We start from the raw sequence: 25,404 nt of genomic DNA, 5'->3' as shown, positions 1-25,404 counted from the left end.
CGGAATGAAGACCCTACCTCAGCCCCGGCTCTATTTGTATGACATATAAGCCGAATTGTGACGCTCTTCACGGGTCTTACCGGGATCTGGCGTCGGACTCGCCAAAAAGCAAAAAGCCCGCCGTGTAAGGCGGGCTTCTTCACCAGGTTAATGTTGACCTGCTAACGCGCACTCAAGCCGCGTGGCTTTTGTCCTCGACGGCGCGCGTCTCGGCACGGGTATCAGTGCCAATTTCAATGGTGCGGGGTTTTAACCGCTCGGGAATTTCACGCACCAAGTCGATGTGCAGGAGCCCGTTTTCACAGCTGGCGCTCTTCACTTCAACGTGGTCGGCAAGCTGAAAACGACGTTCGAAAGTGCGTGCGGCAATACCCTGATGCAGGTACTGGCGCTCTTGTTCGTCGTCGTTTTTACTGCCGCTGACCGTGAGCGTGTTTTGATTGACCTCCAGGGTCAACTCTGAGCGATCAAAACCGGCAACCGCCATGGTAATACGGTATTTGTCTTCGCCAGTCAGCTCAATGTTGTAGGGCGGATAACTGGGTTGGCTCTGCTCGTTACGACTCAGGTTATCGAGCAGACTCGCCATACGATCGAAGCCGATGGCAGAACGGTACAGGGGAGAAAAGTCTAATGTACGCATCACTATATCCTCTTGTAGAGCAATATATTTAAAGGTGCCCGTCCGTAGACCGGGCTGGTTATCAGCACCCCTCCTATGAGCGGGTACACCTTTTATCTGGGGTTGCGCAAAAAACTTTTCAAGCTTTTTCTCAAAAAAATTATCCGTTTTTTTTCACCACATCAGCGAGCGCATCCGGCAGCCAAGGGTACCGGAACTCATAGCCATTGGACTCCGCAACTTTGGGCAGCACCCGCTGACTCGCCAGCAAAAGTTCATCCGCCAGCTCTCCCATCAGCAAGCGCAAGGCAAACGCCGGCACCGGAAAAATCGCCGGCCGGTTCACCGCCTTGCCGAGCGCACGGGTAAAGGCCCGATTGGTCACGGGATGCGGAGCCGTGCCGTTGATCGGCCCCTCCAGTTCGGCATTTTCCAGCGCCCAGAGAATCAGGCCTACCAGATCGTCCCGGTGAATCCAGGACATCCATTGTCGGCCGTTCCCCAGGCGCCCGCCCAGCCCCAAACGAAAGGGCAACAGCATGGACTTGAGGGCACCCCCATCGCGACCGAGAACGATCCCCGTACGCACCGTGCATACCCGAGTGCCCTGCTCGGCAAATGCCATGGCTTCGGCTTCCCAGTCGCGACACAGCTCGGCTGCGAAACCGGTACCCGACGGGCTCTGCTCGTCCACCGGCGCCTCGCCGGCATTGCCGTAGTAGCCAACGGCGCTGCCATTGATCAGCACCGCCGGAAATTGCCCGCGCTCGCCGCAGTGGCGCCGCAAATCCTCTGTGGTACCAATACGACTGCGGCGGAACTCCGCCTTGCGGGCACGGGTCCAGCGACGGCTGGCCAAGGGCTCCCCAGCCAGATTGATAACTGCATGAACGTCCTCTACCGGCCAATCACCGACACAGGTGACCCCCTCACCCAGAAGCGCCCGTGCCCGCTCGGGCGAGCGACTCAACACGGTCACCCGGTACCCTTGCCGGTTCAGCTCGCGGCACAAGGGCACCCCGACAAAGCCGGTGCCGCCCGTAACCAGCACGGATTTTTCCGTCTGTGATTGCATGCTGTTCCCCTCTAGTGGTCGGCACTGCCCAAACGGCAAGTGCCTATAAAAATGCTAGACTCAAATCAGTATTACAGCAACGTTATAGGAGCGCCCATGCCCGATTACACTGTTCTTTTGGTCGCGGTTGACCTGTCCGAAGAGGCCAACCAGGTGATCGAAGGCGCGCTGCGAGCCGCCAATCAGGACGCCAGCCACATCCACTTGGCCCATGTGGCTGAGCACCCTGTCACCGGTATCGGCGAGCTGATTGGCAGAAACCACCGGGCAACGGATTTTCAGGTACGTCAAAAGGTGTACCCCGGCCTCAAAGCTCTGGCCGACGCCCATGGCATTCCGGCGAACAATCTGCATATTCTTCTGGGCGAGCCCGCCGACGAACTTCACGCACTGGCGGAGAAGATGCACACCGAGCTGATTGTGTGCGGCAGTCACGGCCGCAAAGGGTTTGAGCTGCTCCTGGGGTCGACCGCAACCCGCCTGCTCCACGGCGCAAGCTGCGACGTCCTGACAGTACGTATTCAGGCCGAAGGCTAGATCAGCATGCCTGGTGAGACGCCGAAAACAACATGCGGGAACCCGGGATCTTGATCCAGGTCAGGAATGGGGCGAACCGTTGAAATTTTGGCTCGCAATCCATCGATGGCAGCTTGAATTTTTTCGGAAAAGGTCCACTATTGTAGTGAGGGCGGCATAACGGCACAGCCCGCTGGCAGCCGAAACCGCCCCTTATACTCAGTAAGGAGGTAATCCCCGATGAAATCTGCTGTCGATGTCGTGTACCGCGACTTGGACGCTTCTCCGGCGCTCAACGAAATCATCAACGAAAAAGCTGAAAAGCTGACGCGCTTTTCCGACCAGATTATTTACAGCCGGGTTGTGCTCGACGTACCGCACAACCACAAGCACAAAGGCAAACAGTATCGGGCATCCATTGAGTTGGACCTGAAGGGCCACCCGATCAAGGTTGCGCGGGACGATGAATCGATTCACACAGCCGTACGCGAAGCTTTCAGTACAGCAGAACGCAAAGTGAAAGAACTGGCGGAGCGCGAGCGCGATCAGCGCCACGCCCATTGACGCAGGGTTAAACCCAAAACGATTTCAATTCACTGTCCACTCGACAGTGCGGGCTGACAGTTTTCCTGGGGCCCATCAAAAAAGCCGGCACACGATGTGCCGGCTTTCTTTTTGGTCGGAATGTCAGAGCCTTCAGGCCGCCTGTTCGTCCGCCAAGCGCTTGGCCATGGCATCCACCAAGCGATTAAAGTTGGTCATGGATTGCAGGTGGGCGTAGATTAACTCCATGCCATCGCGCTTGAACAGATCCAGCGCCGCCTCGTCACTGATTTTCTTTAACTTCTCACGGCTGACAGCGTAGAAACCGGCCAGATTCAAGTTGGCATTTTCGTGCCCCTTGAACTGCACATTGGCTTCCATCGGCTCAAGCAGATCCAACTGATGCAGCTTGTCACAGAAAGTACGGGTCAACTCAACGCGATACTGGTAATCCTTGAGGAAGTCGACCAGCTTTTTCATCATCTCTGACTGCTCGCCTTGTTCGTCAAACAAGCGGTCGCCTTTGGCGCCAGTTTTATCCCAGCCCTTGTAGGTGTCGTCGATGCACAGGGTAAAGTTCTCCTGCTTGGAGTCAGAAGCGAACACAAACGGGTAACGACGGATAAAAGCCGGAATATAGCGCGTGGTCAGGCGGTTTTTGTCATTGAGCATCAGGTTCTGACCCTCTTTGAGACCCATGACCGCCAGGGGCGTGTACTCACCCTCATTCTTGTTACGGGCAAAGATGACCGGATACTCACCACCTGCGTGGGGGATCTCGGTCGCCACCAGGGGCACAGAGTTCATATGGCTGACAAAAGCGTGATCTTCAACACTCACGGACCAGTCGCGATGAGCCTCACTGGATACCGGAACAACATTGTCGTAAATCAGAAGTTGCTTAGACACAAGAGTACCTCTTTGTTATTTATGTGCGCGAACGCGTATTTTCATTGAAGGCTGTGATACTAGCACGATCGGCTCCCGATGCCACCCACCGAGCTACCAAACGGCCCTTCCGGCATCAAAACACGCATTGCAGCGATCAAATTTCACGCAAAATGATGTCTTTAACGCCCATAGGGGGTTAAAAGCCGCGAAACCTACTCTTCAGACCAGGGCGTCTGCCGGGTGCGCTTGACCGCATTCACCCGCCGATGCAGAGCCGCCTTGGCCATCATATGAGCACTGACCGGGGCGGTCACAAACAGGAACAGGGTGATCAGCACCTCCTGCGCAGAGATCCCTTCCTTGATGACACTGAAGTAGATCATCGAGCCCAGCAGCGTGCAGCCCACCCCCAGGGTGCTGGCTTTGGTGGGCGCATGCAGGCGCGTGTAGAAGTCCGGAAAGCGCACGAGCCCGAGTGTCCCGAGCAGCGCCACCAGGGCACCGACCAACAGGAACACGGCGATCAGCAACTCCAGGACCCAGGGTATGGCCACGTCAGTCATTCGATCACGTCCCCCCGCAGCAGGTATTTGGTCATGGCCACCGTGCCGATAAAGCCCATCAGAGCAATCAGCAGCGCGGCCTCAAAGATGATCCCCAGCGCCATCTGGATATCCGCCAGCACAATCACGGCGATGCCGTTGATCATCAGGGTATCGAGCGCCAGAACCCGGTCGATGATGTCCGGGCCAACCGCCAGACGGTAGAGACAGAACAGCATCCCCAGGCTGAACAGCCCCAGGGCAATGGGTATAACCCAGGCAATCATCCGAACATCTCCTGTAATCGGCGCTCGTAGCGCTGCTTGATCTGGCCGATAACGGCGGCTTCATCACCGGTCATATTGAGCACATGCAGCAGCAGGGTCCTGCTCTCCGGGTCATAGTGCGCCGATACCGTCCCCGGCGTCAGGGAAATGGTGCCTGACAGGATAGTGATTGCGAAATCGTCGTGCAGATCGAGCGGATAGGTGACGAACGAGGGCTTGAGGTTGCGGGTGCGCTGCAGCGTCAGGCGCGCCACCACAAAATTGGAGCAGATAATATCCCACACCAATACCAGGACATACTCGACCATCGGCCAAAAACGCTGCAGGCGCGCCCGCTCGGGCCAGAAACCCCGGGTGGCCACCGGAATCACAAACCCGAGCGCCAGCCCCACCAGAATGTTGGCGACACTGACACTGTTAACCAGCGCCAGCCAAAGCACCGCCAGGAACACGGAAAACAGCGGGCGCGGCAACCAGTAGGCGCGCAGACTCAGCTTTCCACTCATAACACACCTCCCGCAGACAGACCGCCCAGAACCGCCTCGATATAGCCGTTCGGGTCGCGCAACTGGGCAGCGGCATCAAGCAGGTAACCCATCACCGGGTTGGCCCAGATCGCCAGTGACAGGCTGAGCGCCAACATGACCGCCACAATCGAAAAACACACTTTGTCCAAAGGCCACAGGGGTGCAGCAATGGGCTCGGGCTTCCAGAACCAGCCACTGCCCGCGCGACTCACCGCCATCAGAACCAGGAAGCTGGCGCCAATCATACCGCCCCACAGCAGGACGCCACCAGGCGCTCCCGCAGCCGACTGCAACAACCAGGCCTTACTGATAAAACCACTAAAGGGCGGCAAGCCCACCATACCAATGGCGGCAATAAAGAACAGGCCGCCGAGCAACCAACGATAGCCCACGGGCGAGGTGATATAGAAGCGGTCATAACCCTCCTCACGCTGACGACCGACCAGGTCGGCAATCAGAAAGAACACGGCGGCGAGAATGGTACTGTGGATCAGGTAGAACAGCGTCGCCGCCAGTGTCTCTTCACCCGGCAGGGTAATCGCGGCGAGCAGGACCCCGACGGAGATGATCACCAGGTAAGCTGTCATGGTGCGCAGACTTGCCGACCCCAGTACGCCGATACCTCCCAGCACCAGCGTCACCAACGCCAGGGGCCACAACCAGACCCAGACCCAGGGGAAAATCGGGTCATCACCGGCACCAAATACCAGCAGAAACACCCGAATGATGGCGTAGATTCCCACCTTGGTCATAATGGCAAAGAGCGCCGCCACCGGCGCGGTCGCGGCGGAATAGGCCCGCGGCAACCAGAACAGCAAAGGCAAAACCGCCGCCTTGATGCCGAAGACCACCAGCAGCAACAGCCCCGCCGAAGTGATGAGCGGCTGCTTCTCCTCCGGGGATTCGGCGATGATCCGCGCCATATCGGCCATATTGAGCGTACCGGTCAAACCGTACAGGGTGCCCACGGCCAGAATGAACAGGGCCGAACCCACCAGGTTGATGATCACATAGTGCAACCCCGCGCGACTGCGCGCCCGACCCCCGCCGTGCAATAACAGCGCGTAGGACGCAATCAGCAGGATCTCGAAGAACACGAAGAGGTTGAACATATCGCCGGTGAGAAAAGCGCCATTGATACCCGCCAACTGAAACTGGAACAACGGGTGAAAGTGCGCGCCGCGCCGGTCCGCGGTGCGGCAGGCATAGAGCACACAACACAGGCTCAGCCCGGCGGTGACCAGAAGCATCAAGGCGCTCAGCCGATCGAGCACCAGGGTGATACCGTAGGGCGCTTCCCAGTTACCGAGGTAGTAGAGGGTATAGCCACCCTGCCCCGACTGCGCCACGGCGTAGATCCCCAGAAGCGTCAGTCCGAGGCAACTGAGAATGCTCAGCAGACGCTGTACATTCATGGACGCCTGGTACCAGGTAATCAATAAGGCCCCGCACAGCAATGGCAGCAGTACCGGCAGAATCAACCAGTGGCTCATGGGCGATCCTCATCCGGGTTTTCCCCGTCGACGTGATCGTTGCGCAGCTCAACCGCCGCCTTCAGCGCCAGCACCACGGTGAAGGCGGTCATCGCAAAACCGATGACGATGGCGGTCAGCACCAGAGCCTGGGGCAATGGGTCAGCGTGCTCACTTACCACCCCGATCAGGGCCGGCGAGTCCGTGCGCAAACGCCCCATACTGAACAGAAACAGATTCACCGCGTGGGACAGGAGGGTCAGCCCGAGAATCACCGAAAACGTACGCGCGCGCAGCAGCAGGTAGACGCCGCAGGCGGTGAGAATACCGAGGGTGATTGAGTAGAGTAACTCCATTAACCAATCTCCTTACCGGGACCGGCGACGGTCATCAGTTTGCCCAGGTTGGCCAGAATCAGCAGGGTTGAACCCACCACAGTGGCATAGACCCCCAGGTCGAACAGAAGCGCACTGGCGAGCTCAAACTTGCCCACCAGCGGCAGGCTGAAATAACCAAAGGTCGAGGTCAGGAAAGGGTAACCAAAGACCCAGGCACCCATGCCGGTAACACCGGCCAGCAGAATGCCACCGCCAATCAGGGGACGGAACTGGGTCAGCATGCGCTCCTGGGCCCAGACCAGACCGCCGGCCATATACTGGAGCGTCAGTGCCGCTGCGGTAATCAGACCGGCGATAAAGCCACCGCCGGGCATATTGTGGCCACGCAGGAAAATATAGGCCGACACCAGCAGCGCAATGGGCAGCACCAGACGCGCCACCATGCTCAGAATCACCGGGTGGGGATCGGCGACCCAGTGCTCATCCGCAATCTGGGCCACCCGCTCCTTCAGGTGCAGGTCCCGGGTGAACGCATACACCGCCACCGCCGCAATACCCAGAACGGTGATTTCTCCCAGGGTATCGAAGCCCCGGAAGTCCACCAGAATCACATTGACCACGTTGGTGCCGCCGCCCCCGGGCACCGCGTTGGCCAGAAAGAAGTCAGAAATACTGTCCACCGGTCGGGTCAGAACCGCATAGGCCAGGCCCCCGACACCGATACCGGCAATGCCCGCCACAGTCAGGTCGCGGGTCCAGCGCGGCAGGCTCGATTCGTGGGGTGAACGCTGGGGCAGGAACGACAGTGCCAGCATCATGATCACCACCGCCATCACCTCCACCGACAACTGGGTCAGGGCCAGGTCGGGCGCGGAAAAGCGGGCAAAGGCCAGGGTCACAAACAGGCCACAGACCCCGAGAGCCAGCAGCGCGGGTAATCGGGCGTGATGGAATACCACCACCCCGAGGGCGGCGAGACAAATCACACTGGCACCGAACACGGACATGGCATCCACCGGACTGAGCGCGATGGGGCCTTGCCATTGATCAAAGCGCAGCAGCGCCCAGCCACCCAGACCGACAGTGGTCACCAAAATCAAGGCCAAGTAACGCTGCAGAGAGCCGTTCTCAAGCTGGTATACCCGACGCTGGGAATAGGCAATGGCGCGATCCACGATCCACTCGAAAATGTTTTTCGCATCCACCTCCGGCAGACGACTGTGGATGGCAAAGAGCGGATTGCGTGCCAGATAAAACAGGGCCCCGCCGATCATCGCAATAATGCTCATGATCATGGGCCAGCGCGCCACACTCAACGCGGAAAAATCGTAGGCCGGCACCAGGGTGCCGCTGGCGGCGTTGACCGCCATGGCAACAACCTTGTCGTACACCAGCGCCGGCGCAAAGCCCACCACCAGGCAACCGAGGGTCAGCAAAGCCAATGGCGCCATGGCCCGACGCGAGGGCTGGCGCGGCGGATAGATAGGCAGATCCAGGGGGCGACCGTTGTAAAACACATTGTGAAAAATCCGGATCGAATAGGCCACCGAGAACAGCCCCGCCAGTGTCACCCACACCGGCACCACCGTGGTCCAGAAGGGATAGCTGACCTGCAGACTCTCCACAAAGAGCATCTTTTTACTCAAGTAGCCACTCATCAGCGGCAATCCGGCCATGGCTGCCGCCGGTACCGCCGTGAGCACCATCAACACCGGCATGTAACGCCAGAGGCCGTTGATGCGCTGCATATCCCGGCTGCCGGTGGCCTGATCGACCATGCCCGCCATCATAAACAACGGCGCCTTGAAGAGCGCGTGACAGACCAGGTGAAAGAGCGCCGCCGAGACCGCCAGAGGCGTCCCCAGCCCCAGCAGCAACGCAATCAGCCCAAGATGGGAGATGGTCGAGTAGGCCAATAGCCCCTTGATGTCATGCATAAACATGGCGACAAAAGCACCCACCATCAGGGTCAACATCCCGGTGGGCACCACCAGGTTAAACCACAGCTCAGTATCGGCGATGGCCGGATGCAGGCGCGCCATCAAGAACAGACCGGCCTTGACCATGGTGGCCGAGTGCAGATAGGCCGACACCGGCGTGGGCGCCGACATCGCGTGGGGCAACCAGAGGTGAAACGGGAACTGGGCGGACTTGGTAAAGGCCCCCAGGAGCACCAGCGACAGCATCACCGGGTAGCGCGGATCGGCCTTGATACGCTCACCGGCGAGCAGCACCTCGCTCAATTGATAGCTGCCCGCCATCTGCCCCAGCAGCAACAGGCCCGCCAACAGCAGCAGCCCGCCGCCGCCGGTAATCACCAGTGACATCCGGGCCCCGCGGCGGGCACCCTGGCTGTGCCAGTTGAACCCGATCAGCAGGAAAGACACCAGGCTGGTCAGCTCCCAGAACACCAGCATAAAGAGCAGGTTTTCCGACAGCACAATGCCGAGCATGGCAAACATGAACAACAGAATCAGACTGTAAAAGCGACCGCTGGTGGCCTTGCCCTCAAAGTAATAGCGGGCATAAGCGATGATAAGCGTGCCCATGCCGGTAATCAGGGTCGCAAACAACCAGCCCAGGCCATCCAGGCGCAGCGCGAAGGACAGGCCCAACTGACTGATCCAGTCCCACTGGTACACCAACACCTCGCCCGCGAGGACCTGGGGCAAAAGCGACAGCAACAGGGAAAAACTGAGCAGTGCCGGCAACCCGGCGAACAGCGCCAACCGCCAGACAGGATCGCGCCGTCTCAATGCGGGCGCAAACGCACCGAGCAAGGGGACCAGAATAATCAGGGCCAGCTGCATAAGCCGTATAGTCCGTTTTGTAGGAGCTAATAATAGAGTGTGAGGGCCGAACCCGACAGCAAACCAGGCAGAGAGACCCGGTGGCAGGTAAAACGCGCAGGCGGCCTTAACGGGCGGCGATTATACATGGCCCACAAAGGCGATGCATTAACCAAAAATACCTATTCCCAAAGAGTTAGAGATGATTGCGCTGGTCAATTGCAAGGCATAAAAAAACCCGCCGATTGGGCGGGTTTTTCAATATGGTCGGAACGGCAGGATTTGAACCTGCGACCCCTACACCCCCAGTGTAGTGCGCTACCAGGCTGCGCTACGCTCCGATATCTGGTATCCCATGGACGCCGTGCTGCGCGTCATGTGGGCGGGCATAATACCCGATTTTCGTGGTTTTGCAAGAGCCACAAAGAAATAATTGTGGCTTTTCCCGTCGCAAAAGGTTTTCTGGATCAAGGGCTTAGGGTTTGCCCGCTCAACGCACCTTGAGGGTGTCGCGCACCTCTTCCAGTTCGGCAATCATCTGCTTCACCAGTTGGTTAAACTGGCTCGGGCTCTGGGGTGTCAGTCCCTCCCCCTCCATCTGCTGGCGTGCGCCGCCGATGGTGAAGCCCTGCTCGTACAGCAGACTGCGAATCTGGCGAATGGTCACCACATCCTGGTGCTGATAGTAGCGGCGATTGCCCCGGCGCTTGACCGGCTTGAGCTGCGGAAACTCTTGCTCCCAGTAGCGCAGCACATGGGGCTTGACTGCGCACAGTTCGCTGACCTCTCCGATGGTAAAGTAACGCTTGCCGGGGATTACCGGCAACTCGTCATTGTGACTCGGTTCCAGCATATGCTTCTACTCGCGCCTTGAGTTTTTGTCCTGGACGGAAAGTCACCACGCGCCGGGCGCTGATGGGAATTTCCTCACCGGTTTTAGGGTTGCGACCCGGGCGCTGACTCTTATCGCGCAGGTCGAAATTGCCAAAGCCGGACAATTTGACCGGCTCATTGCTTTCCAGGGCGTGGCGGATCTCTTCAAAAAAGAGCTCCACCAACTCCTTGGCTTCTCGTTTGTTCAGGCCCAGCTCGTGGTACAACTTCTCTGCCAGGTCCGCTTTGGTCAAAGCGCCGTCGGACATAGTTGTGTCTCTGCTCGTGATGCCCCCAGGCTGGCTGTCAAAGCCCTACCGGAGGGTCGCTCCGAATGTGGCCTCCAGGTGCTGAACAACTGTCTCAATGGAGGCATTGATCTCATCTTCGGTAAGAGTGCGCGAAGGATGCTGAAAGGTCAAGCCCAGAGCGACACTTTTTCGTTGCGGATCAATACCTTTGCCGGTATAGACATCAAAGACCTTTAAGTCTGACAGCTGCTCACCCGCGTTGTTTTTAACGCCAGTGAGCAGGCTTTCGACAGGCAGGTCCCGAGCCACATTGAGGGCCAGGTCACGCCGCACACCCGGGAAACGCGAGAGCGGCTCAAAACGCGGCAGACGCGCCTCAGCCAGCAGGCGCTGCTCAACCTCGAATAGATAGAGAGACCCGGGAATATCCAGCGCCTGCTGCAACTGCGGATGCAGGGCACCCACATGACCCAGGCATTCGCCTGCGACATAGACCCCGGCACACTGGCCCGGGTGCAACGCCGGATGACTGGCAGCTGAGAAATTCGCCGGCTCGCCGGTAAGGTCGATCAGAGCTTCCAGATCCCCCTTGATATCGAAAAAATCCACCTTGTCGGCGCTGCCCGCCCAGGATTCCGGATCGCGGCCACCGTAAATCAGACCGGCCACCATCGGCTCCTGTTTCAGGCCGTCTCCGCTCGGACGAAAGCGCAGACCGCTCTCGAACAGGCGTACGCGCTCCTGCTGGCGGTTAAGGTTGTAGCGCAGGGCCTCTACCAGGCCCGGCAGCAGGCTGGTACGCATCACGCCCATATCGGCGCTGATGGGGTTGCGCAGTGCCACAGGAACCACGTCAGGGTCGAAGCGGGCACTGAGTTTCGGGTCGATAAAACTGTAGGTGATCGCCTCACGGTAGCCCAGGGCCGTCAACCGGTTGCGCACCACGGGCAGACCAACGCGGCTTTCCGGGCTGGGCTGAATGGCCATAGGCGCCGCCAAAGAGCGGGTCGGCAGGCGATCGTAACCGTAGATGCGGGCCACTTCTTCAAGCAGGTCTTCCTCAATGGCGATATCAAAGCGGTAGCTGGGGACACTGAAGGTCCAGCTGTCGCTGGCGCGGTCGATGACCACCAACCCGAGGCGCGTGAGCATATCCTCGACGTCGGCATCCGCGACCGCCAGGCTCAGGCCGCTGGCCAAGCGCGCTTTGTTCAGGGTGACCGTGCGCACCTGAGGCAGCGCCTGCTGATCGGCCTGATGGATCACCGGACCGGGTTCGCCGCCGACAATATCGAGCAGCAACGCCGTGGCGCGCTCGATAGCGGTTACCTGAAGATCAAAGTCTACACCGCGCTCAAAGCGGTGCGAGGAGTCGGTATGGAGACCATAGCTGCGCGCCCGTCCGGCAATGGCGATCGGGTTGAAAAAGGCACTTTCCAGGAAAATATCCCGGGTCTGGGCGGTCACCGAGGAGCCCAGGCCACCCATGATGCCCGCCATCGCCAAGGCTTTAGCCTGATCCGCAATCACCAGGGTATCGGCGTTCAGGGCGATCTCCTGCTCGTCCAGCAGGGTCAGTTTCTCGCCCGGCTCCGCCAGACGCACCTGGATATCGCCCTCCAGGGTGTTCAGGTCAAAGGCATGCATGGGCTGGCCCAGCTCCAGCAGGACAAAGTTGGTCACATCGACAATGGCATCAATGGGCCGCAGGCCCGCCCGGCGCAGTTTTTCCTGCAACCACAGCGGACTGGGCCGACTGACGTCGACGTTGCGAATGACCCGCCCAACATAACGGCTGCAGGCTTCCGGGGCTTTAAGGGTCACCCCGCGCACCTCGTCATTCACCGCAGGCACCGGGGCAATCACCGGGCTGGTGACCGGCACCCGGTTGAGTACACCCACCTCCCGGGCAATGCCCTTGAGGCTCAGGCAATCACTGCGGTTGGGGGTCAGGTCCACTTCAATAATCTGGTCATTCAGCTGCAGGTAGCTGCGCAGATCCTCGCCCACCGGCGCATCCACGGGCAGCTCCCAGAGGCCGTCGTCGTCATCCCCGGCCTGCAGTTCCGTCTGCGCGCACAGCATGCCAAAGGACTCAACCCCGCGCAGCTTGGCTTTTTTAATCTTGAAATCGCCCGGCAGCTTGGCGCCCACCAGGGCAAAGGGCACTTTTATGCCTGTGCGTGCGTTGGGCGCACCACAGACCACCTGCACATTCCCGTCCGGACCACCGGCCACCTGACAGACCCGCAGCTTGTCCGCATCCGGGTGCTGCTCGACGGCAACAATCTCGCCCACCACAACGCCGCTGAAGTCACCGGCCACCGGCTCAACCGCATCCACTTCCAGACCGGCCATGGTCAGCTGGCTCACCAGTTCTTGGGTAGTGACCGAGGGGTTCACCCATTCGCGCAACCAGGATTCACTCAGTTTCATAATCTGTCTCTAATCAATTCGCGTTATTCGGTTTGTGGGGCGCTTTAAAACTGCTTCAGAAAACGCAGATCGTTCTCAAAGAACAGGCGCAAGTCGTTGACGCCGTAGCGCAACATCGCCAGGCGCTCGACCCCCATACCAAAGGCAAAACCGGTGTAGACCTCCGGGTCAACGCCGCTGGCCTTGAATACTTCCGGATGCACCATGCCGCAGCCCATCACTTCAAGCCAGCCCGTGCCTTTGCACACCCGGCAACCCTTGCCACCACACTGGGTGCACTGGATGTCGACCTCGGCCGACGGCTCGGTAAACGGGAAGTAGGACGGCCGAAAACGCACCGGCACATCGACCTCAAAGAACGCCTTGAGAAACTGATCCACGGTACCCTTGAGATCCGCAAAGCTGATGCCCTTGTCCACCACCAGGCCTTCGACCTGGTGGAACATCGGGGTATGGGTCAGATCCGAGTCACACCGGTACACCCGCCCCGGACAGACAATCCGAATCGGCGGCTCTTTGTCTTCCATGGTGCGTATCTGCACCGGCGAGGTGTGGGTGCGCAACACGTGGCTGTCATCCACATAGAAAGTGTCGTGCATCGCCCGCGCCGGGTGATGAGACGGAATATTGAGGGCCTCGAAGTTGTGGTAATCGTCCTCCACCTCCGGGCCCACCTCCACGGTGTAGCCCACCGCAGCAAAAATCCCTTCGATACGCTCCAGAGTGCGCGTGACCGGATGCAGACCACCGGGCTGCTGGCCGCGCCCGGGCAAGGTCACGTCCACAGTCTCTTCGGCCAGACGGGCAGCGATTGCTGCCCCTTCCAGCTCGGTCTTGCGGGCATTGAGTGCGTCCTGCACCTGGGTCTTGGCCTTGTTGATCTCGGCTCCGGCCGCCGGCCGCTCCTCCGGCGACAACTTGCCCAGCCCTTTCATCAGGGCACTGATACTGCCCTTCTTCCCCAGGCACTCGACCCGCACTTTATCCAGCGCAGCTAGGTCCTGAGCCTCGGCAACCATTTTCAATGCGTCTTGAGTCAGCGCAACGAGATTATCCATCAGTGGTCCCAAACAATTATCAATCGTTGATTCGGTGAGGGCTGGCACAGAGGCAAGAGCCTCGGGGTATGCTTATGAAACCCTCTCTTCAAGGATGAAGAGAGGGAGCTACAGGGATGTATTCATGCGTTTTCATAAGCATACCCCGAGGCTCTTGCCGGTCTCTATCAGAACCAACCCGGGGAAACAGTACATAATAAAAAAGGGAGGGACCTCAACAGCCCCTCCCTTATCTATCGCATTCACCCCTGGTCGTTACCGACCAGGACAGTTGCCGACAATTAAGCAGCCAGAGCTGATTTAGCCTGTGCAACCACAGCTGCAAACGCAGCCTTATCGTGAACGGCCAGATCCGCCAATACACGACGGTCCAGAGCGATATTGGCCTTCTTCAGACCGGCGATCAACTGGCTGTAAGTCACGCCTTCAGCACGAGACTGGGCGTTAATACGGGTAATCCAGAGTGCGCGGAAATTACGCTTGCGGACACGACGGTCACGGTAAGCGTATTGACCGGCTTTGATCACGGCCTGCTTGGCAACCCGGAACACGCGCGAGCGCGCACCGTAATAACCTTTGGCAAGTTTCAAAATTTTCTTGTGACGACGACGCGCCTCTACACCACGCTTAACACGGGCCATAACATTCTCCTCTCAAAATTTGGGTGTGTGACTGCCAGATTAATTGGCGCGCAACATACGCTTGACCAACGGTGCATCAGCTTCGTTAAGAATGCTGGTGCCGCGCAGGTGACGCTTGCGCTTGGTGGTCATCTTGGTGAGGATGTGGCTCTTGTTGGCGTGCTTGTGCTTGAAGCCAGCGCCGGTCTTCTTGAAGCGCTTGGCGGCGCCACTGTGTACTTTAGCTTTTGATGCCATGGGAATAGTACTCCGCATTTAATGGATAATAATAAGTGAACTAGGCAGCTAAAAGCCCGATCACTTTCTCTTTTTGGGGGCAAGGACCATCATCATCTGACGGCCTTCCATCTTGGGTGCCTGTTCAACAGTCCCCAATTCCTCCAGGTCGTGCTCGATGCGTTGCATCATTTCCAAGCCCAATTCCTGGTGAGCCATCTCGCGGCCGCGAAAGCGTAGAGATACCTTGGCTTTGTCCCCATTTTCTAGGAAACGTGTAAGGTTGCGTAGCTTGACCTTATAGTCCCCATCTTCCGTCCCTGGACGAAACTTCATTTCTTTGATCTGCTGCTGCTTCTGTTTCTTCTTGGCAGCGGCCTTGGTTTTCTTGATTTCAAACAGATGCTTGCCGTAGTCCATGACCTTACAGACCGGTGGCTCCGCCTCTGACACCATCTCTACGAGGTCCAAGTCGGCCTCCTGGGCCGCCTTGAGGGCGTCTTCCAGCTTGACGATACCGATCTGGTCGCCGTTCGGGCCGATCAGTCGGACCTCGGGGACATCGATCTGATCGTTAATACGGGCTTTCTTGGACTTACCTTTGGCATTATCTCGTTTGATAGCTGTTTCTCCGAAAATTACTCTTTGCGCCCACGCCGGGCGATGTCTGCAGACAACTGCTCGGCAAAGGCATCTATCGTCATTACCCCCAGATCCTCACCCGCACGGGTGCGAACGGCCAAAGCCCCGGATTCCATCTCTTTATCGCCGACTACCAGCAAGTAGGGAATCCGCTGAAGGGTATGCTCGCGAATTTTAAAGCCGATCTTCTCGTTTCTCAAGTCCGAAATGACCCTAAAGCCTTTATTGCGCAGGGTTTTCTCGACTTTTTTCACATATTCGGCCTGATTGTCCGTAATATTGAGCACCACCGCCTGTTCGGGCGCCAGCCAGGCCGGGAAGGCACCTTCGTATTCTTCGATCAAAATACCCAGAAAACGCTCAAACGAACCCAGAATGGCCCGGTGCAACATGACCGGCACCTGGCGCGAACCGTCTTCGGCAACATACTGGGCATCCAGGCGCCCCGGCATGGAGAAGTCCACCTGAATAGTGCCACATTGCCAGATCCGGCCAATGGCATCCTTGAGTGAGAATTCGATCTTGGGACCGTAAAAGGCCCCCTCACCCGGCAACAGGTCATAATCGAGGCCCTTGGCGGCCAGGGCATCCATCAGCGCTTTCTCGGCTTTGTCCCACACCTCATCGCTGCCAACCCGCTCTTCCGGGCGCGTGGAGATACGGATGATCACCTGCTCAAAGCCGAAATCTGCGTACACCTGGTACAGCAGATCGGTGAAGGCCGACACCTCATCCTGAATCTGGCCTTCAGTACAGAAAATGTGGCCATCATCCTGGACAAAACCGCGCACCCGCATCAGTCCGGTCAGCGTGCCCGAGGCTTCATTGCGGTGACAGCTGCCAAATTCGGCCAGACGCAGGGGCAGCTCCCGGTAACTTTTCAGGCCCTGGTTGAACACCTGCACATGGCAGGGACAGTTCATGGGCTTGATGGCGTAGTCGCGCGCCTCGGACTCCACCGTGAACATATTGTCCTTGAACTTGGCCCAGTGCCCGGACTTCTCCCAGAGAGTGCGATCCACCACCTGCGGAGTGCGAATCTCCTGATAGCCATTGTTGCGCTGGACCTGGCGCATATAGTCTTCCAGCGCGCTGTAGATCGCCCAGCCGCGCGGGTGCCAGAACACCATGCCCGGGGCTTCTTCCTGCAAGTGGAAGTAATGGTGTTTCTTGCCCAGCTTGCGGTGGTCGCGCTTGGCGGCCTCCTCAAGCATGTTCAAATGGGCCGCCAGCTGCTTCTTGTCCGCAAAGGCGGTGCCGTAGATGCGTTGAAGCATCTTGTTATCGGAATCCCCACGCCAGTAGGCGCCGGATACCCGCATCAATTTGAAATGTTTGCAGAAGCGCATATTGGGCACGTGCGGCCCGCGGCACATGTCGACATATTCTTCGTGATGGTACAGACCCGGCGTGGCGTCACGGGGAATATCCCGCTCCAGAATTTCCAGCTTGTAGGGTTCGTTGCGGGTCTTGAAGGTATCGTAAGCCTCTTGCCAGGAAACCACTTTCTTGACCACATCGTATTCAGTCTTGACCAGCGCCTTCATACGTTTTTCCAGCGCTTCGATGTCCTCGTCAGTCAGGTGATGATCGAGATCCACATCGTAGTAGAAACCATTCTCAATGGTCGGACCGATGGCCATCTTCACATCCGGCCACAGCTGCTTGATGGCGTGGCCGAGCAGATGCGCGCAGGAATGGCGGATAATCTCCAGACTGTCTTCATCTTTGCCGGTAAAAAGTACCAGCTCGGCGTCGTCTTCGATCACATCACAAGCGTCCGCGCGCTGACCATTGACGCGCCCGGCAATCGTGGCCTTGGCCAACCCTGGACCAATATCGGCGGCGACATCGTAGACAGAAACCGGTTGGGAGAATTCGCGCTTGGAACCGTCGGGAAGGGAAATAACTGGCATAGCATATCCTTGGTCAGTGGTGACCCCTACCAAAGGCCACGTGCATCATAAAGCGCGCAAGTATACGGCATTGCCCCTCGCCATTGCCAGCCGAGGAGCCAACAGGCGCAAAAAAGGGGCCCAGAGGGCCCCACAAGCAGCAAACAAACACCCATGATCGAGGCAGAGCCATCAGACCCATGACTGAATATTTGCTCACAATGGTATAGATACCGCCTCAGCCCCTCAACCCGATTAACATTTGTTTACAGAAAGCCCCCTGCCCACCTGCAACCACTGGCGCGATTTGTAGTCAACGTGTGTGGGCTATAGTAGTATCAGCTATTGCCGTTCAGGGGCGGCACTGACCGCCCGACCTTACTGAAAAGACCGGAAAGACAATGAGTAGATCCCAAGTGCTGTTTCGCCCGATGTTGACCCCTTTTGTCCGCCTGTTATTGCTTGCCGGTGCCCTGCTCGTCAGCGCCGCTGGGCAAGCGTCCGCCGTTGAGCCGCTGACCTTCACCAAAGAGCAGCGCCAGGCTACGGTTGAGGTGGTGAAGCAGCTGGGGGATCGCCATTACCGCAGCCTCAGCTTTGACGATGAGCTCTCATCGCGCTATCTGGATAATTATCTGCGGGGCCTCGACCCCACCCGCAGCTTTTTGCTCGGTACCGATATCGAGCACTTCAATCAACATCGCACACGCTTTGACGATTACCTCAAGCGCGGCGACCTGAAGGCCAGTTACGAAATCTTCAATCGCTTCCGCGAGCGCTCCATCGCGCGCCTGGAGTGGGTGCTCGAGCGCCTTGAAGATGACGAAACCGAGTATGACTTCGACGCCGACGACTACCTGATTATCGACTGGGAGAAAGCTGAGTGGCCCGCCAACGCGGAGGCCGCCGATAGCCATTGGTACAAGCGGCTGAAATCCGATCTGCTCAACCTGCAACTGGCCGGGCGCGGCCTGGATGACGCCCGTGAAGTGTTGGTCCGCCGCTACCAGAGCCAGCTGCGCCGGATCAACCAGCAAACCGCCGACGACGCCTTTGAGCGCATGATCAACGCCCTGGCGACGCTCTACGATCCGCACACCAGCTATATGACGCCGAGCACGATGGAGAACTTCAACATCAATATGTCGCTTTCGCTCGAAGGCATCGGCGCGGTACTGCAAAGCGAAGACGAGTACACCAAGGTGTTGCGCGTGGTGCCCTCTGGCCCGGCTGACCGTCAGGGCGATCTGCGCCCCGCCGATCGAATTGTCGCCATTGGCCAAGGCGCCGAAGGCGAGATGGTCGACGTCGTTGGCTGGCGCCTGGACGAGGTCGTGCAAAAGATCCGCGGCCCCAAAGATACTCTCGTACGGCTCGAGGTACTCCCTGCCAATGCTTCGCCGGGCAGCCCCACGCGCACGTTCAGCATCAAACGCGAAACCGTCAAACTGGAAGATCAGGCTGCCAAAAGTGCCGTCTTTGAACTCGGCAGCGGCGAAGACGTGTATCGCCTCGGGGTCATCAACATCCCGACCTTCTATATGGACTTTGAGGCCTATCGCAATCGCGACCCCAACTACAAAAGCACCACCCGCGACGTCTATCGTCTGCTGGGCGAGCTCGATGAAAAAGGTGTCGATGGCGTGATCATTGACTTGCGCAACAACGGCGGCGGTTCGCTTCAGGAAGCGACCACCCTCACTGACCTGTTTATCGATCAGGGGCCGGTGGTGCAGATTCGTCACTCGAACGAGCAGATCTCGCGCAACTTCCGCTCCCACTCGCGCGCCGCCTATCGCGGCCCGGTGGTGGTACTGATCAACCGCCTGAGCGCGTCCGCTTCGGAGATTTTTGCCGGCGCCCTGCAGGACTACGGCCGCGGCGTCATCGTCGGCACTCAGTCGTTCGGCAAAGGCTCTGTGCAGTCCATGATTCCCCTGGATGAGGGACAACTGAAAATCACCGAATCCAAGTTTTACCGGATCTCCGGGGAGAGCACCCAACACCGCGGCGTTGTTCCGGATATCGCGTTCCCGAGCATGGTCAGCCTCGAAGACGTGGGTGAGAGCGCCTACGATCACGCTCTGCCCTGGGACAAAATTCACGCCGTGCCCCATGCCCGCTATTTTGATATCAACCGGGTACTGCCTGAGATGCAGCAGGCGCACGAGCAGCGCGCCGCGCGCGACCCGGACTTCACCTATCTGGTCGGTCAAGCCGGATTGATGGAAGAGAATCGCAACCGCGAGCGCATTTCCCTGCGCAAAGCGACGCGCCAGGCTGAGCAGGAAGCTATTGAGGCGCGCTCGCTGGCCCTTGAGAATATCCGCCGGCAGGCCAAAGGCCTGGAGCCGCTGGAGAACTTCGCCGACCTGGATGACGAAGACGTCGAGGGTGAATCACCACTCGCGGCCGGACGCCACTCTCAGGAAATCGACCCGGATGGTGATGCCTTGCTGTTCGAAGCGGGCAATATTCTGCTCGACTTTATTCGCGAACTAGAACGCCAGGACAACGCCCGACTGGCAAACTTTTAAGCCTATTCAAATCTGCACAAGGCCCCCGCGTGGGGCCTTTTTTATGAACCCACTGTAACCAAAAGGATTGCCGGGATGAAAGCCCTGTCATTCAACATCAACAGCGTGCGCGCCCGTTTGCACCAGCTCGAAGCGGTGATTGACGCTCACCAACCAGACTTTATCGGCTTACAGGAAACCAAAGCAACGGATGAAGACTTCCCCCAGGCCGCGATCGAGGCCTTGGGGTATGAGGTGGCCTTCCACGGCCAGAAGACGCATTATGGTGTCGCCCTACTTTCTCGCCACCCGTTCAAGACGGTCATCAAAGGCTTTCCTGAGGATTCGCCTGACGCCCAGCGCCGCTTTATTGGTGGCCGCTTTGCCTCGCCTCTGGGAGGAGAAGTGACTGTCCTGAACGGCTATTTCCCCCAGGGAGAGAACCGCGACCACCCGATCAAGTTTCCCGCCAAACGTCGCTTCTACCAGGGTTTGATGGATTATTTGCGCCGCGAGCACAGTCCACAAGAACAGCTGCTGGTCATGGGCGACATGAACATTTCTCACCGGGATATCGACATTGGTATTGGCGAGCAGAACCGCAAGCGCTGGTTGCGTACCGGCAAATGCAGTTTCTTGCCCGAAGAGCGGGAGTGGCTGGACGAACTGCTGGATTGGGGACTGGAAGATACGTATCGGGCCTTGCACACCGAAGTTGACGACCGTTTTAGCTGGTTTGACTACCGCAGCCGCGGGTTTGAAGATGACCCCAAGCGCGGCCTGCGCATCGACCTGATTCTGGCGAGCGAGGCACTGGCCGGCCGCTGTGCCGATGCCGGCATTGACTATACGATTCGCGCTATGGAAAAGCCCTCAGATCACTGCCCGATCTGGGCCAACTTCAGCTGAGTGTCCTAGCGCGCCGCCAACCAACGATTGAGGCGCGACGACAGCTCATCCAGGCGCACAGGCTTGGCCAACAGGTCATCCATGCCCGCATCCAGGCAGCGGGACTTCTCGTCACTCCCGCCCTGGCCACTGAGTGCAATCACCGGTAGGCGTTGCTTGTTCCCGCTGCCCGCTTCCAGGGCGCGAATGGCCCGTGCGGAGGAAAGCCCTTCGTCTTCGGGCAAGTCGCAATCCATCAACACCAGGTCGAACTTGTCTTTTTCCACAATGGATACCGCTTCACTACCGCTGGCGCTGACCTGAACATAGCAACCCAGCTTTTTCAGCATTCCCGAGAGCACCATCTGGCTGACCCGCTGCTCCTCGACCAACAGCACCCGCCGCCCACCACTGGTCGGTTTGGGTGTCTCAGCCTCTTCCGATTCCGGCTCCGGAGGGGCGCCCACCGCATCCTGGAGCAGTCGGTGTACGATGACATCGTGCAAGCGCTTGCGCATAATGGGCTTTTCAATACAGGTCACCTGCGGGTAATCCCGCAGGTGCGCATGCACTTCATCGGCATCCCGCTGAAGCACGCTCATGGCAATAACTTGACGCAACCCCCCAAAACTATCGTGGGTCGCCAGTTCTTTGGACAACACCAGCGCATTGAGGCTATTGAGCCTGTTGTAAATGAGCACCAGATCGATGGCTTCCTGGGCTTTCTCACTGGCCTGCAAGTGCTCCAGCGCCTGATCAAAACCTTCCACCAGCGCACTCTGCATACCCCAATTCCCGATTTCATCGGCAATATCCTGGGCAATGGTGTCTGGCAGGTCCACCAACAACACACGCTTGCCTCGCAGCCTGGCGTCCTCGGCGAAGGTTTTCAACTCGTGCGCCACCACTTCCAGCGCCAGGGTGATGACGATACGATTCCCGGTGTCACGCCGCTCCTGAATGTGAACACGCCCCCCCATACACTCGGCCAATCCCTTGCAGATCGCCAGGCCGATACCGGTCAGAGTTTCATCCGGACTGTCATCACGGCCATCGTCCGCGGCATGCCGGCCCTGACGCGAGTCGCTGATAACCACCTGCAGCTCACCGCTGTCGCTCTGATCCTGATTGAAGTTGGCTTCGACCAGCACCGTACCGCTACTGGCAAATTTCAGGCTGTGGCTGAGCAGTGTGCCCAATACCTGCCCCATACGCGCCGCGTCGCCGCGTACACGCTGGGGTAATTCGGGATCAAACAGGTAGTTGAGCTCGATACCCTGCTGATGTGCCTCCAGTGAAAACTCCTGAACCAGTTTCTCCAACTGGCGACGCAAATCAAATACCGTTTCATCGAGGTCGAGAGACTTGGTCGTGATCTTGGAAAAATCGACCACGTTATTGACCAGATCCAACTGACGCTCGCTGGCCTTGCTGGCCATCGCCAGCAGCTCGCGCTCGCGCTCGGAAAGCTTACTCTCATCCACCAGAGCCAGGGTACCGAGAATATCATTGAGCGAAGAGCGAAACTCATGCCCAAGGTTGACCAGGAACTCATTCTTCAGCTCGATCGCCGCAAGGGAGCTGCGCTGTTGATTCTCCAACCCTTTGGCCCGCTCACGCAAGGCGTAGTTGGCCTCGAGGCGTTCCCAGTAGGTTTGTGAGGTGGTCTTGGCTTGATGCGCCAGCATAAAATAGAACACCAGCATGATGCTGCCGTAAAGGTAACCATCAACATAGCCAAGCATGATCGCGGTAACCGCCGCAGGCACCTGACCGATAAACAGGTAAATGGTCAGAAATCGCCGGTAAGGCGCAAAGACGTTGGCCACGCTGGAGTAAAACACCACCGTGTACAGCCACATGATCAGTGTCTCGTCACGCATTCCCTCGGACCACGTGAGGCTGACCAGAATAAAGCTCCACCAGGCGGCTCCCAGGCAGGAGGCGATGAAATACTGGTTGCGCCAGCGCCCGGGGGCTCGAGCGTAGAGCGTATCGAACCGGAACAGAAAATAACCGCGCAGCAGCGTCAGCAAGAGCAAGCCTGTCACCAGAACAATCGCGAGGGTAGGCTGCTTCTGATAGAAATCGCCAAACGCCAGGGCAAGAATAAAAACCAGGAAATTGACAATCAGCCCACGACGGCTGTATTTGGCAACCCGGGCGTCGGTATCGCGCATAATCTGGCGATCTTTCTGCACCTTGGAACCGGGAATAAAGAGTTGAAACATAGCGGCCACTCTATTGCCGTTCTGCACCCGGACAAAGGCGCTATACGGTTATTTGTTAATCACTTCCACCAGAACTGTCTTGATGACGAAACCCAGCAAACCCAGCCCGAGGGCGGTAAAGAGGATAAACGTCCCAAACCGGCCCGCCTTGGACTCGCGCGCCAGGTCCCACATGATAAACGCCATAAAGGCGATGAGGCCACCGATTCCAAGAATCAGCGACCAGGTCTCAAACTGTTCAATCGTCATGATAGTCGGGGTATTTGTTTGTTGGCTTCGAGCCAGTGTATCGAAACTGCCCTGCCCCTGCCACGGAGAAGTCGCTATTCGCCTTCCACTCCGCGAATCGCTTTGATAGTACCCCAGCTTTTGCAGCTCGGACACAACCAATGCAACTGATTGCCGGTAAAGCCACACTGCGAGCAGCAATACCCGGGCTTGGCCGCAAGGACCTGATCGAGCAGGCTCTTGAGCAACAAAAGGTTCTCCCGGGCACGCCCCTCGGAAAACTGCAAATGCGATTCCACCAAGCGCGCCAGCACCTTGAGCGAAGGTCGTCGCCGAAGCTGCTCGGTAATGTACGCTTGAGCAGCCATCTCGCCTTCACGCTGCTGCAGGCCATCCGCCAGCTCAATCACCAGCGAAGCACTAGGGTGCTGCTCCTGCAGCTCGCTCAGGTAACGGAACAACCCGATCTGGTCGCCTTGATGCCAATAGAGCTCACGCAGCAACGGCAAGAGTTCCGGAATGGTATCGGGATCCTGAGAAGGCACCCGCTGGAGCAGACGCCGAGCCTCCCGGTATTCCTGCTGTTGCAACTCCAACGCTGCCCAGTCCATCAGGGCACGGACCGAGCTGCGGTCATACTGCAACGCCTGCTTGAGTAAACGCCTGGCGTTGAGAATATCGTTGTTGTCGCGGTAGGCCTGAGCCATTTCACAACAAAAGTGGCCGGCCGCCACCGACAACCACTGGTAGTTCTTATTCTGCCGTCGTCCCAGCAACTGCTCCGCCGCCTTCACGGCCTTGTCCCACTCGCGCTCATCCTGGTAAATCTCGATCAGATGCTCCAGGGCGTCGGCCCGGTACTCGGCAGAGGACTCGGTCAACTCGTGCAGTAGGCCTTCAGCGCGATCGAGCAGACCCGCTTTGATAAAGTCGCGCGCGAGTTCCAGCTGGGCCTGATGCATATGCTCCAGACCCAGACTAGGACGTGACAACAAATTCTGATGGATCTTGATGGCTTTGGCCACCTCGCCTTTGCGACGCAGCAGGTTACCGAGTGCCAGGTGGGTATCGAGGGTTTCCGGCGAGACTTCCAGGGAATCGATAAAGGCATCGACAGAGGCGTCGACCTGTTCATTGAGAAGATAGTTCAGTCCTTGAAAATAGCTACTGGCAAAGGGCTGGAAGCCGCGCCGAAACCGCTCGCGGGCACGCCAGCCCAGAAACAGGCCTGCCGCCAGCGTCGCAATCAGCAGTACCAGCAGCCCGAGGCCGTCCATACCCTCAATCCCTCAGCGAGCGGTTGCCCAGCTTTTCCAGCTGGCGCTCGCAAAAAGCCAATTGCCGCTCTCGGGCCTTGAGTCTACGGTGCACGCGCCAGGCCGCCCAGCTTCCCAGCAGCAAACCCACGAGGGTACCCAGGAACAAAAAGGCCAAAAGCCAGAAGCCCAGACGAAACTCGGGCAGCGCGCTGCCAAACAGCCATACCTGAGCGGGCTGGTTGTTTTCGAAGGCAAACCAGGCGCCGAGGATCAAGGCGAGCGCGGCCACGACCAGTTTGCCCCAGAATAAGAATTGCTTCATGAAGTACACACCTGCTGGCCCGTCAGAGCCGTCAGTGATCAGGATTTCAGGCTTTCATTCACCCGGTCGCGCATTTCCTTGCCAGGCTTGAAATGAGGAACGTGCTTACCCGGAAGCTCCACCGTGGCACCGGTCTTTGGGTTGCGCCCCATACGCGGTGCCCGGTAATGCAGCGAGAAGCTGCCAAAACCGCGAATTTCGATGCGTCCCCCGGTGGCCAGTACATCTGACATATGCTCAAGAATCAACTTGACCGCCAGCTCAATGTCCTTGACGGGAAGATGATCCTGCTTTTCCGCGATGTACTCAATCAGTTCCGATTTGGTCATGGCCTGCACTCTAGTTG

General features: G+C 58.3%; 26 protein-coding genes and 1 tRNA gene. 4 read left to right on the top strand and 23 right to left on the bottom strand.

Annotated features, from left to right (window positions below):
* Positions 1-172 precede the first annotated feature (172 nt).
* Complete coding sequence (locus DKW72_RS01835; RefSeq protein ID WP_111640598.1) at positions 173-643, bottom strand: Hsp20 family protein; 471 nt, start codon at positions 641-643, stop codon at positions 173-175.
* A 139-nt stretch (positions 644-782) separates the two neighbouring features.
* The gene (locus DKW72_RS01830) at positions 783-1,697 is read right to left on the bottom strand and encodes a TIGR01777 family oxidoreductase (RefSeq protein ID WP_111640597.1); all 915 of its coding nucleotides are present in this window, start codon (positions 1,695-1,697) and stop codon (positions 783-785) included.
* Between the two features lie 96 nt (positions 1,698-1,793).
* Between DKW72_RS01830 and DKW72_RS01825 the strand changes: the two genes are divergently transcribed.
* Positions 1,794-2,234, top strand: a complete 441-nt coding sequence (locus tag DKW72_RS01825; RefSeq protein ID WP_157960362.1) for a universal stress protein — start codon at positions 1,794-1,796, stop codon at positions 2,232-2,234.
* 219 nt (positions 2,235-2,453) lie between these two features.
* Positions 2,454-2,777: a ribosome hibernation-promoting factor, HPF/YfiA family gene (gene hpf, locus DKW72_RS01820; protein WP_111640595.1), complete on the top strand. Its 324-nt coding sequence runs from the start codon at positions 2,454-2,456 to the stop codon at positions 2,775-2,777.
* A 132-nt stretch (positions 2,778-2,909) separates the two neighbouring features.
* Here hpf and DKW72_RS01815 read toward each other — a convergent pair whose 3' ends face one another.
* The 16 genes from DKW72_RS01815 to thrS form a co-directional block, all read right to left on the bottom strand.
* Positions 2,910-3,665: a SapC family protein gene (locus tag DKW72_RS01815; RefSeq protein WP_111640594.1), complete on the bottom strand. Its 756-nt coding sequence runs from the start codon at positions 3,663-3,665 to the stop codon at positions 2,910-2,912.
* Between the two features lie 194 nt (positions 3,666-3,859).
* Positions 3,860-4,210: a Na+/H+ antiporter subunit G gene (locus tag DKW72_RS01810; protein ID WP_198411181.1), complete on the bottom strand. Its 351-nt coding sequence runs from the start codon at positions 4,208-4,210 to the stop codon at positions 3,860-3,862.
* Entirely contained in the window at positions 4,207-4,476 is a 270-nt protein-coding gene (locus tag DKW72_RS01805) for a K+/H+ antiporter subunit F (RefSeq protein ID WP_111640593.1), read from the bottom strand. The genes DKW72_RS01810 and DKW72_RS01805 overlap by 4 nt, the downstream gene beginning before the upstream one ends.
* Complete coding sequence (locus tag DKW72_RS01800; RefSeq protein ID WP_111640592.1) at positions 4,473-4,982, bottom strand: Na+/H+ antiporter subunit E; 510 nt, start codon at positions 4,980-4,982, stop codon at positions 4,473-4,475. Before DKW72_RS01800 ends, DKW72_RS01805 begins: the two co-directional genes overlap by 4 nt.
* Positions 4,979-6,496, bottom strand: coding sequence for a monovalent cation/H+ antiporter subunit D (locus tag DKW72_RS01795; RefSeq protein ID WP_111640591.1), 1,518 nt, complete (start codon positions 6,494-6,496; stop codon positions 4,979-4,981). Before DKW72_RS01795 ends, DKW72_RS01800 begins: the two co-directional genes overlap by 4 nt.
* The gene (locus tag DKW72_RS01790; protein ID WP_111640590.1) at positions 6,493-6,831 is read right to left on the bottom strand and encodes a Na+/H+ antiporter subunit C; all 339 of its coding nucleotides are present in this window, start codon (positions 6,829-6,831) and stop codon (positions 6,493-6,495) included. Before DKW72_RS01790 ends, DKW72_RS01795 begins: the two co-directional genes overlap by 4 nt.
* Positions 6,831-9,623: a monovalent cation/H+ antiporter subunit A gene (locus DKW72_RS01785; protein ID WP_111640589.1), complete on the bottom strand. Its 2,793-nt coding sequence runs from the start codon at positions 9,621-9,623 to the stop codon at positions 6,831-6,833. Before DKW72_RS01785 ends, DKW72_RS01790 begins: the two co-directional genes overlap by 1 nt.
* A 243-nt stretch (positions 9,624-9,866) precedes the next feature.
* Positions 9,867-9,943, bottom strand: a tRNA-Pro gene (locus tag DKW72_RS01780).
* Between the two features lie 149 nt (positions 9,944-10,092).
* The gene (locus DKW72_RS01775; RefSeq protein WP_111640588.1) at positions 10,093-10,455 is read right to left on the bottom strand and encodes a MerR family transcriptional regulator; all 363 of its coding nucleotides are present in this window, start codon (positions 10,453-10,455) and stop codon (positions 10,093-10,095) included.
* Entirely contained in the window at positions 10,433-10,744 is a 312-nt protein-coding gene (gene ihfA / locus DKW72_RS01770) for an integration host factor subunit alpha (protein ID WP_111640587.1), read from the bottom strand. The genes DKW72_RS01775 and ihfA overlap by 23 nt, the downstream gene beginning before the upstream one ends.
* 45 nt (positions 10,745-10,789) lie before the next feature.
* Positions 10,790-13,162, bottom strand: coding sequence for a phenylalanine--tRNA ligase subunit beta (gene pheT / locus DKW72_RS01765; protein WP_111640586.1), 2,373 nt, complete (start codon positions 13,160-13,162; stop codon positions 10,790-10,792).
* 44 nt (positions 13,163-13,206) lie between these two features.
* Positions 13,207-14,220 carry a phenylalanine--tRNA ligase subunit alpha gene (gene pheS / locus DKW72_RS01760; RefSeq protein ID WP_111640585.1) on the bottom strand — a complete coding sequence of 338 codons (1,014 nt, stop codon included), beginning with the start codon at positions 14,218-14,220 and terminating at the stop codon, positions 13,207-13,209.
* Between the two features lie 281 nt (positions 14,221-14,501).
* Complete coding sequence (gene rplT, locus DKW72_RS01755; RefSeq protein ID WP_111640584.1) at positions 14,502-14,861, bottom strand: 50S ribosomal protein L20; 360 nt, start codon at positions 14,859-14,861, stop codon at positions 14,502-14,504.
* Positions 14,862-14,900: 39 nt separating this feature from the next.
* On the bottom strand, positions 14,901-15,098 hold the full coding sequence (rpmI, locus tag DKW72_RS01750) for a 50S ribosomal protein L35 (protein ID WP_111640583.1): 198 nt from the start codon (positions 15,096-15,098) through the stop codon (positions 14,901-14,903).
* A 60-nt stretch (positions 15,099-15,158) separates the two neighbouring features.
* Complete coding sequence (gene infC, locus DKW72_RS01745) at positions 15,159-15,698, bottom strand: translation initiation factor IF-3 (RefSeq protein ID WP_111640582.1); 540 nt, start codon at positions 15,696-15,698, stop codon at positions 15,159-15,161.
* A 17-nt stretch (positions 15,699-15,715) separates the two neighbouring features.
* A complete protein-coding gene (gene thrS, locus DKW72_RS01740; RefSeq protein ID WP_111640581.1) occupies positions 15,716-17,635 on the bottom strand; it encodes a threonine--tRNA ligase in 1,920 nt (639 codons plus the stop codon).
* 380 nt (positions 17,636-18,015) lie between these two features.
* On the opposite strand from thrS, the gene DKW72_RS01735 reads away from it, so the two are divergent.
* Positions 18,016-20,151: a carboxy terminal-processing peptidase gene (locus tag DKW72_RS01735; protein ID WP_232522279.1), complete on the top strand. Its 2,136-nt coding sequence runs from the start codon at positions 18,016-18,018 to the stop codon at positions 20,149-20,151.
* A gap of 75 nt (positions 20,152-20,226) precedes the next feature.
* The gene (xthA, locus tag DKW72_RS01730; RefSeq protein WP_111640580.1) at positions 20,227-21,039 is read left to right on the top strand and encodes an exodeoxyribonuclease III; all 813 of its coding nucleotides are present in this window, start codon (positions 20,227-20,229) and stop codon (positions 21,037-21,039) included.
* Positions 21,040-21,044: 5 nt separating this feature from the next.
* Here the strand turns inward: xthA and DKW72_RS01725 are convergent, their stop codons facing one another.
* From DKW72_RS01725 to ihfB, 5 genes are all read right to left on the bottom strand, one after another.
* Positions 21,045-23,249, bottom strand: a complete 2,205-nt coding sequence (locus DKW72_RS01725; RefSeq protein ID WP_111640579.1) for a response regulator — start codon at positions 23,247-23,249, stop codon at positions 21,045-21,047.
* Positions 23,250-23,297: 48 nt separating this feature from the next.
* On the bottom strand, positions 23,298-23,498 hold the full coding sequence (locus DKW72_RS01720; protein ID WP_111640578.1) for a DUF2788 domain-containing protein: 201 nt from the start codon (positions 23,496-23,498) through the stop codon (positions 23,298-23,300).
* A 74-nt stretch (positions 23,499-23,572) separates the two neighbouring features.
* Positions 23,573-24,754: a lipopolysaccharide assembly protein LapB gene (gene lapB / locus DKW72_RS01715; RefSeq protein WP_111640577.1), complete on the bottom strand. Its 1,182-nt coding sequence runs from the start codon at positions 24,752-24,754 to the stop codon at positions 23,573-23,575.
* A gap of 4 nt (positions 24,755-24,758) precedes the next feature.
* The gene (locus tag DKW72_RS01710; RefSeq protein ID WP_111640576.1) at positions 24,759-25,058 is read right to left on the bottom strand and encodes a lipopolysaccharide assembly protein LapA domain-containing protein; all 300 of its coding nucleotides are present in this window, start codon (positions 25,056-25,058) and stop codon (positions 24,759-24,761) included.
* A 38-nt stretch (positions 25,059-25,096) separates the two neighbouring features.
* Positions 25,097-25,387: an integration host factor subunit beta gene (gene ihfB / locus DKW72_RS01705; protein ID WP_111640575.1), complete on the bottom strand. Its 291-nt coding sequence runs from the start codon at positions 25,385-25,387 to the stop codon at positions 25,097-25,099.
* Positions 25,388-25,404: the final 17 nt, after the last annotated feature.

The organism is Marinimicrobium alkaliphilum, assembly GCF_003259155.1.
In the GTDB taxonomy this organism is placed as follows: domain Bacteria; phylum Pseudomonadota; class Gammaproteobacteria; order Pseudomonadales; family Cellvibrionaceae; genus Marinimicrobium_A; species Marinimicrobium_A alkaliphilum.
The sequence above is the reverse complement of the archived record's forward strand: the minus strand, read 5'-3'. Positions and strand labels throughout refer to the sequence as shown.

What these genes read in the sequence shown, in the direction of transcription:
- pheT (WP_111640586.1), bottom strand. Translation starts at nt 13,162, where the DNA reads ATGAAACTGAGTGAATCCTGGTTGCGCGAATGGGTGAACCCCTCGGTC.
- hpf (WP_111640595.1), top strand. Translation starts at nt 2,454, where the DNA reads ATGAAATCTGCTGTCGATGTCGTGTACCGCGACTTGGACGCTTCTCCG.
- lapB (WP_111640577.1), bottom strand. Translation starts at nt 24,754, where the DNA reads ATGGACGGCCTCGGGCTGCTGGTACTGCTGATTGCGACGCTGGCGGCA.
- DKW72_RS01790 (WP_111640590.1), bottom strand. Translation starts at nt 6,831, where the DNA reads ATGGAGTTACTCTACTCAATCACCCTCGGTATTCTCACCGCCTGCGGC.
- rpmI (WP_111640583.1), bottom strand. Translation starts at nt 15,098, where the DNA reads ATGGCATCAAAAGCTAAAGTACACAGTGGCGCCGCCAAGCGCTTCAAG.
- DKW72_RS01830 (WP_111640597.1), bottom strand. Translation starts at nt 1,697, where the DNA reads ATGCAATCACAGACGGAAAAATCCGTGCTGGTTACGGGCGGCACCGGC.
- DKW72_RS01735 (WP_232522279.1), top strand. Translation starts at nt 18,016, where the DNA reads ATGAGTAGATCCCAAGTGCTGTTTCGCCCGATGTTGACCCCTTTTGTC.
- DKW72_RS01800 (WP_111640592.1), bottom strand. Translation starts at nt 4,982, where the DNA reads ATGAGTGGAAAGCTGAGTCTGCGCGCCTACTGGTTGCCGCGCCCGCTG.
- ihfA (WP_111640587.1), bottom strand. Translation starts at nt 10,744, where the DNA reads ATGTCCGACGGCGCTTTGACCAAAGCGGACCTGGCAGAGAAGTTGTAC.
- xthA (WP_111640580.1), top strand. Translation starts at nt 20,227, where the DNA reads ATGAAAGCCCTGTCATTCAACATCAACAGCGTGCGCGCCCGTTTGCAC.
- DKW72_RS01710 (WP_111640576.1), bottom strand. Translation starts at nt 25,058, where the DNA reads ATGAAGCAATTCTTATTCTGGGGCAAACTGGTCGTGGCCGCGCTCGCC.
- rplT (WP_111640584.1), bottom strand. Translation starts at nt 14,861, where the DNA reads ATGGCCCGTGTTAAGCGTGGTGTAGAGGCGCGTCGTCGTCACAAGAAA.
- ihfB (WP_111640575.1), bottom strand. Translation starts at nt 25,387, where the DNA reads ATGACCAAATCGGAACTGATTGAGTACATCGCGGAAAAGCAGGATCAT.
- thrS (WP_111640581.1), bottom strand. Translation starts at nt 17,635, where the DNA reads ATGCCAGTTATTTCCCTTCCCGACGGTTCCAAGCGCGAATTCTCCCAA.
- DKW72_RS01725 (WP_111640579.1), bottom strand. Translation starts at nt 23,249, where the DNA reads ATGTTTCAACTCTTTATTCCCGGTTCCAAGGTGCAGAAAGATCGCCAG.
- DKW72_RS01775 (WP_111640588.1), bottom strand. Translation starts at nt 10,455, where the DNA reads ATGCTGGAACCGAGTCACAATGACGAGTTGCCGGTAATCCCCGGCAAG.
- DKW72_RS01835 (WP_111640598.1), bottom strand. Translation starts at nt 643, where the DNA reads ATGCGTACATTAGACTTTTCTCCCCTGTACCGTTCTGCCATCGGCTTC.
- DKW72_RS01825 (WP_157960362.1), top strand. Translation starts at nt 1,794, where the DNA reads ATGCCCGATTACACTGTTCTTTTGGTCGCGGTTGACCTGTCCGAAGAG.
- pheS (WP_111640585.1), bottom strand. Translation starts at nt 14,220, where the DNA reads ATGGATAATCTCGTTGCGCTGACTCAAGACGCATTGAAAATGGTTGCC.
- DKW72_RS01810 (WP_198411181.1), bottom strand. Translation starts at nt 4,210, where the DNA reads ATGACTGACGTGGCCATACCCTGGGTCCTGGAGTTGCTGATCGCCGTG.
- DKW72_RS01720 (WP_111640578.1), bottom strand. Translation starts at nt 23,498, where the DNA reads ATGACGATTGAACAGTTTGAGACCTGGTCGCTGATTCTTGGAATCGGT.
- DKW72_RS01785 (WP_111640589.1), bottom strand. Translation starts at nt 9,623, where the DNA reads ATGCAGCTGGCCCTGATTATTCTGGTCCCCTTGCTCGGTGCGTTTGCG.
- DKW72_RS01795 (WP_111640591.1), bottom strand. Translation starts at nt 6,496, where the DNA reads ATGAGCCACTGGTTGATTCTGCCGGTACTGCTGCCATTGCTGTGCGGG.
- DKW72_RS01805 (WP_111640593.1), bottom strand. Translation starts at nt 4,476, where the DNA reads ATGATTGCCTGGGTTATACCCATTGCCCTGGGGCTGTTCAGCCTGGGG.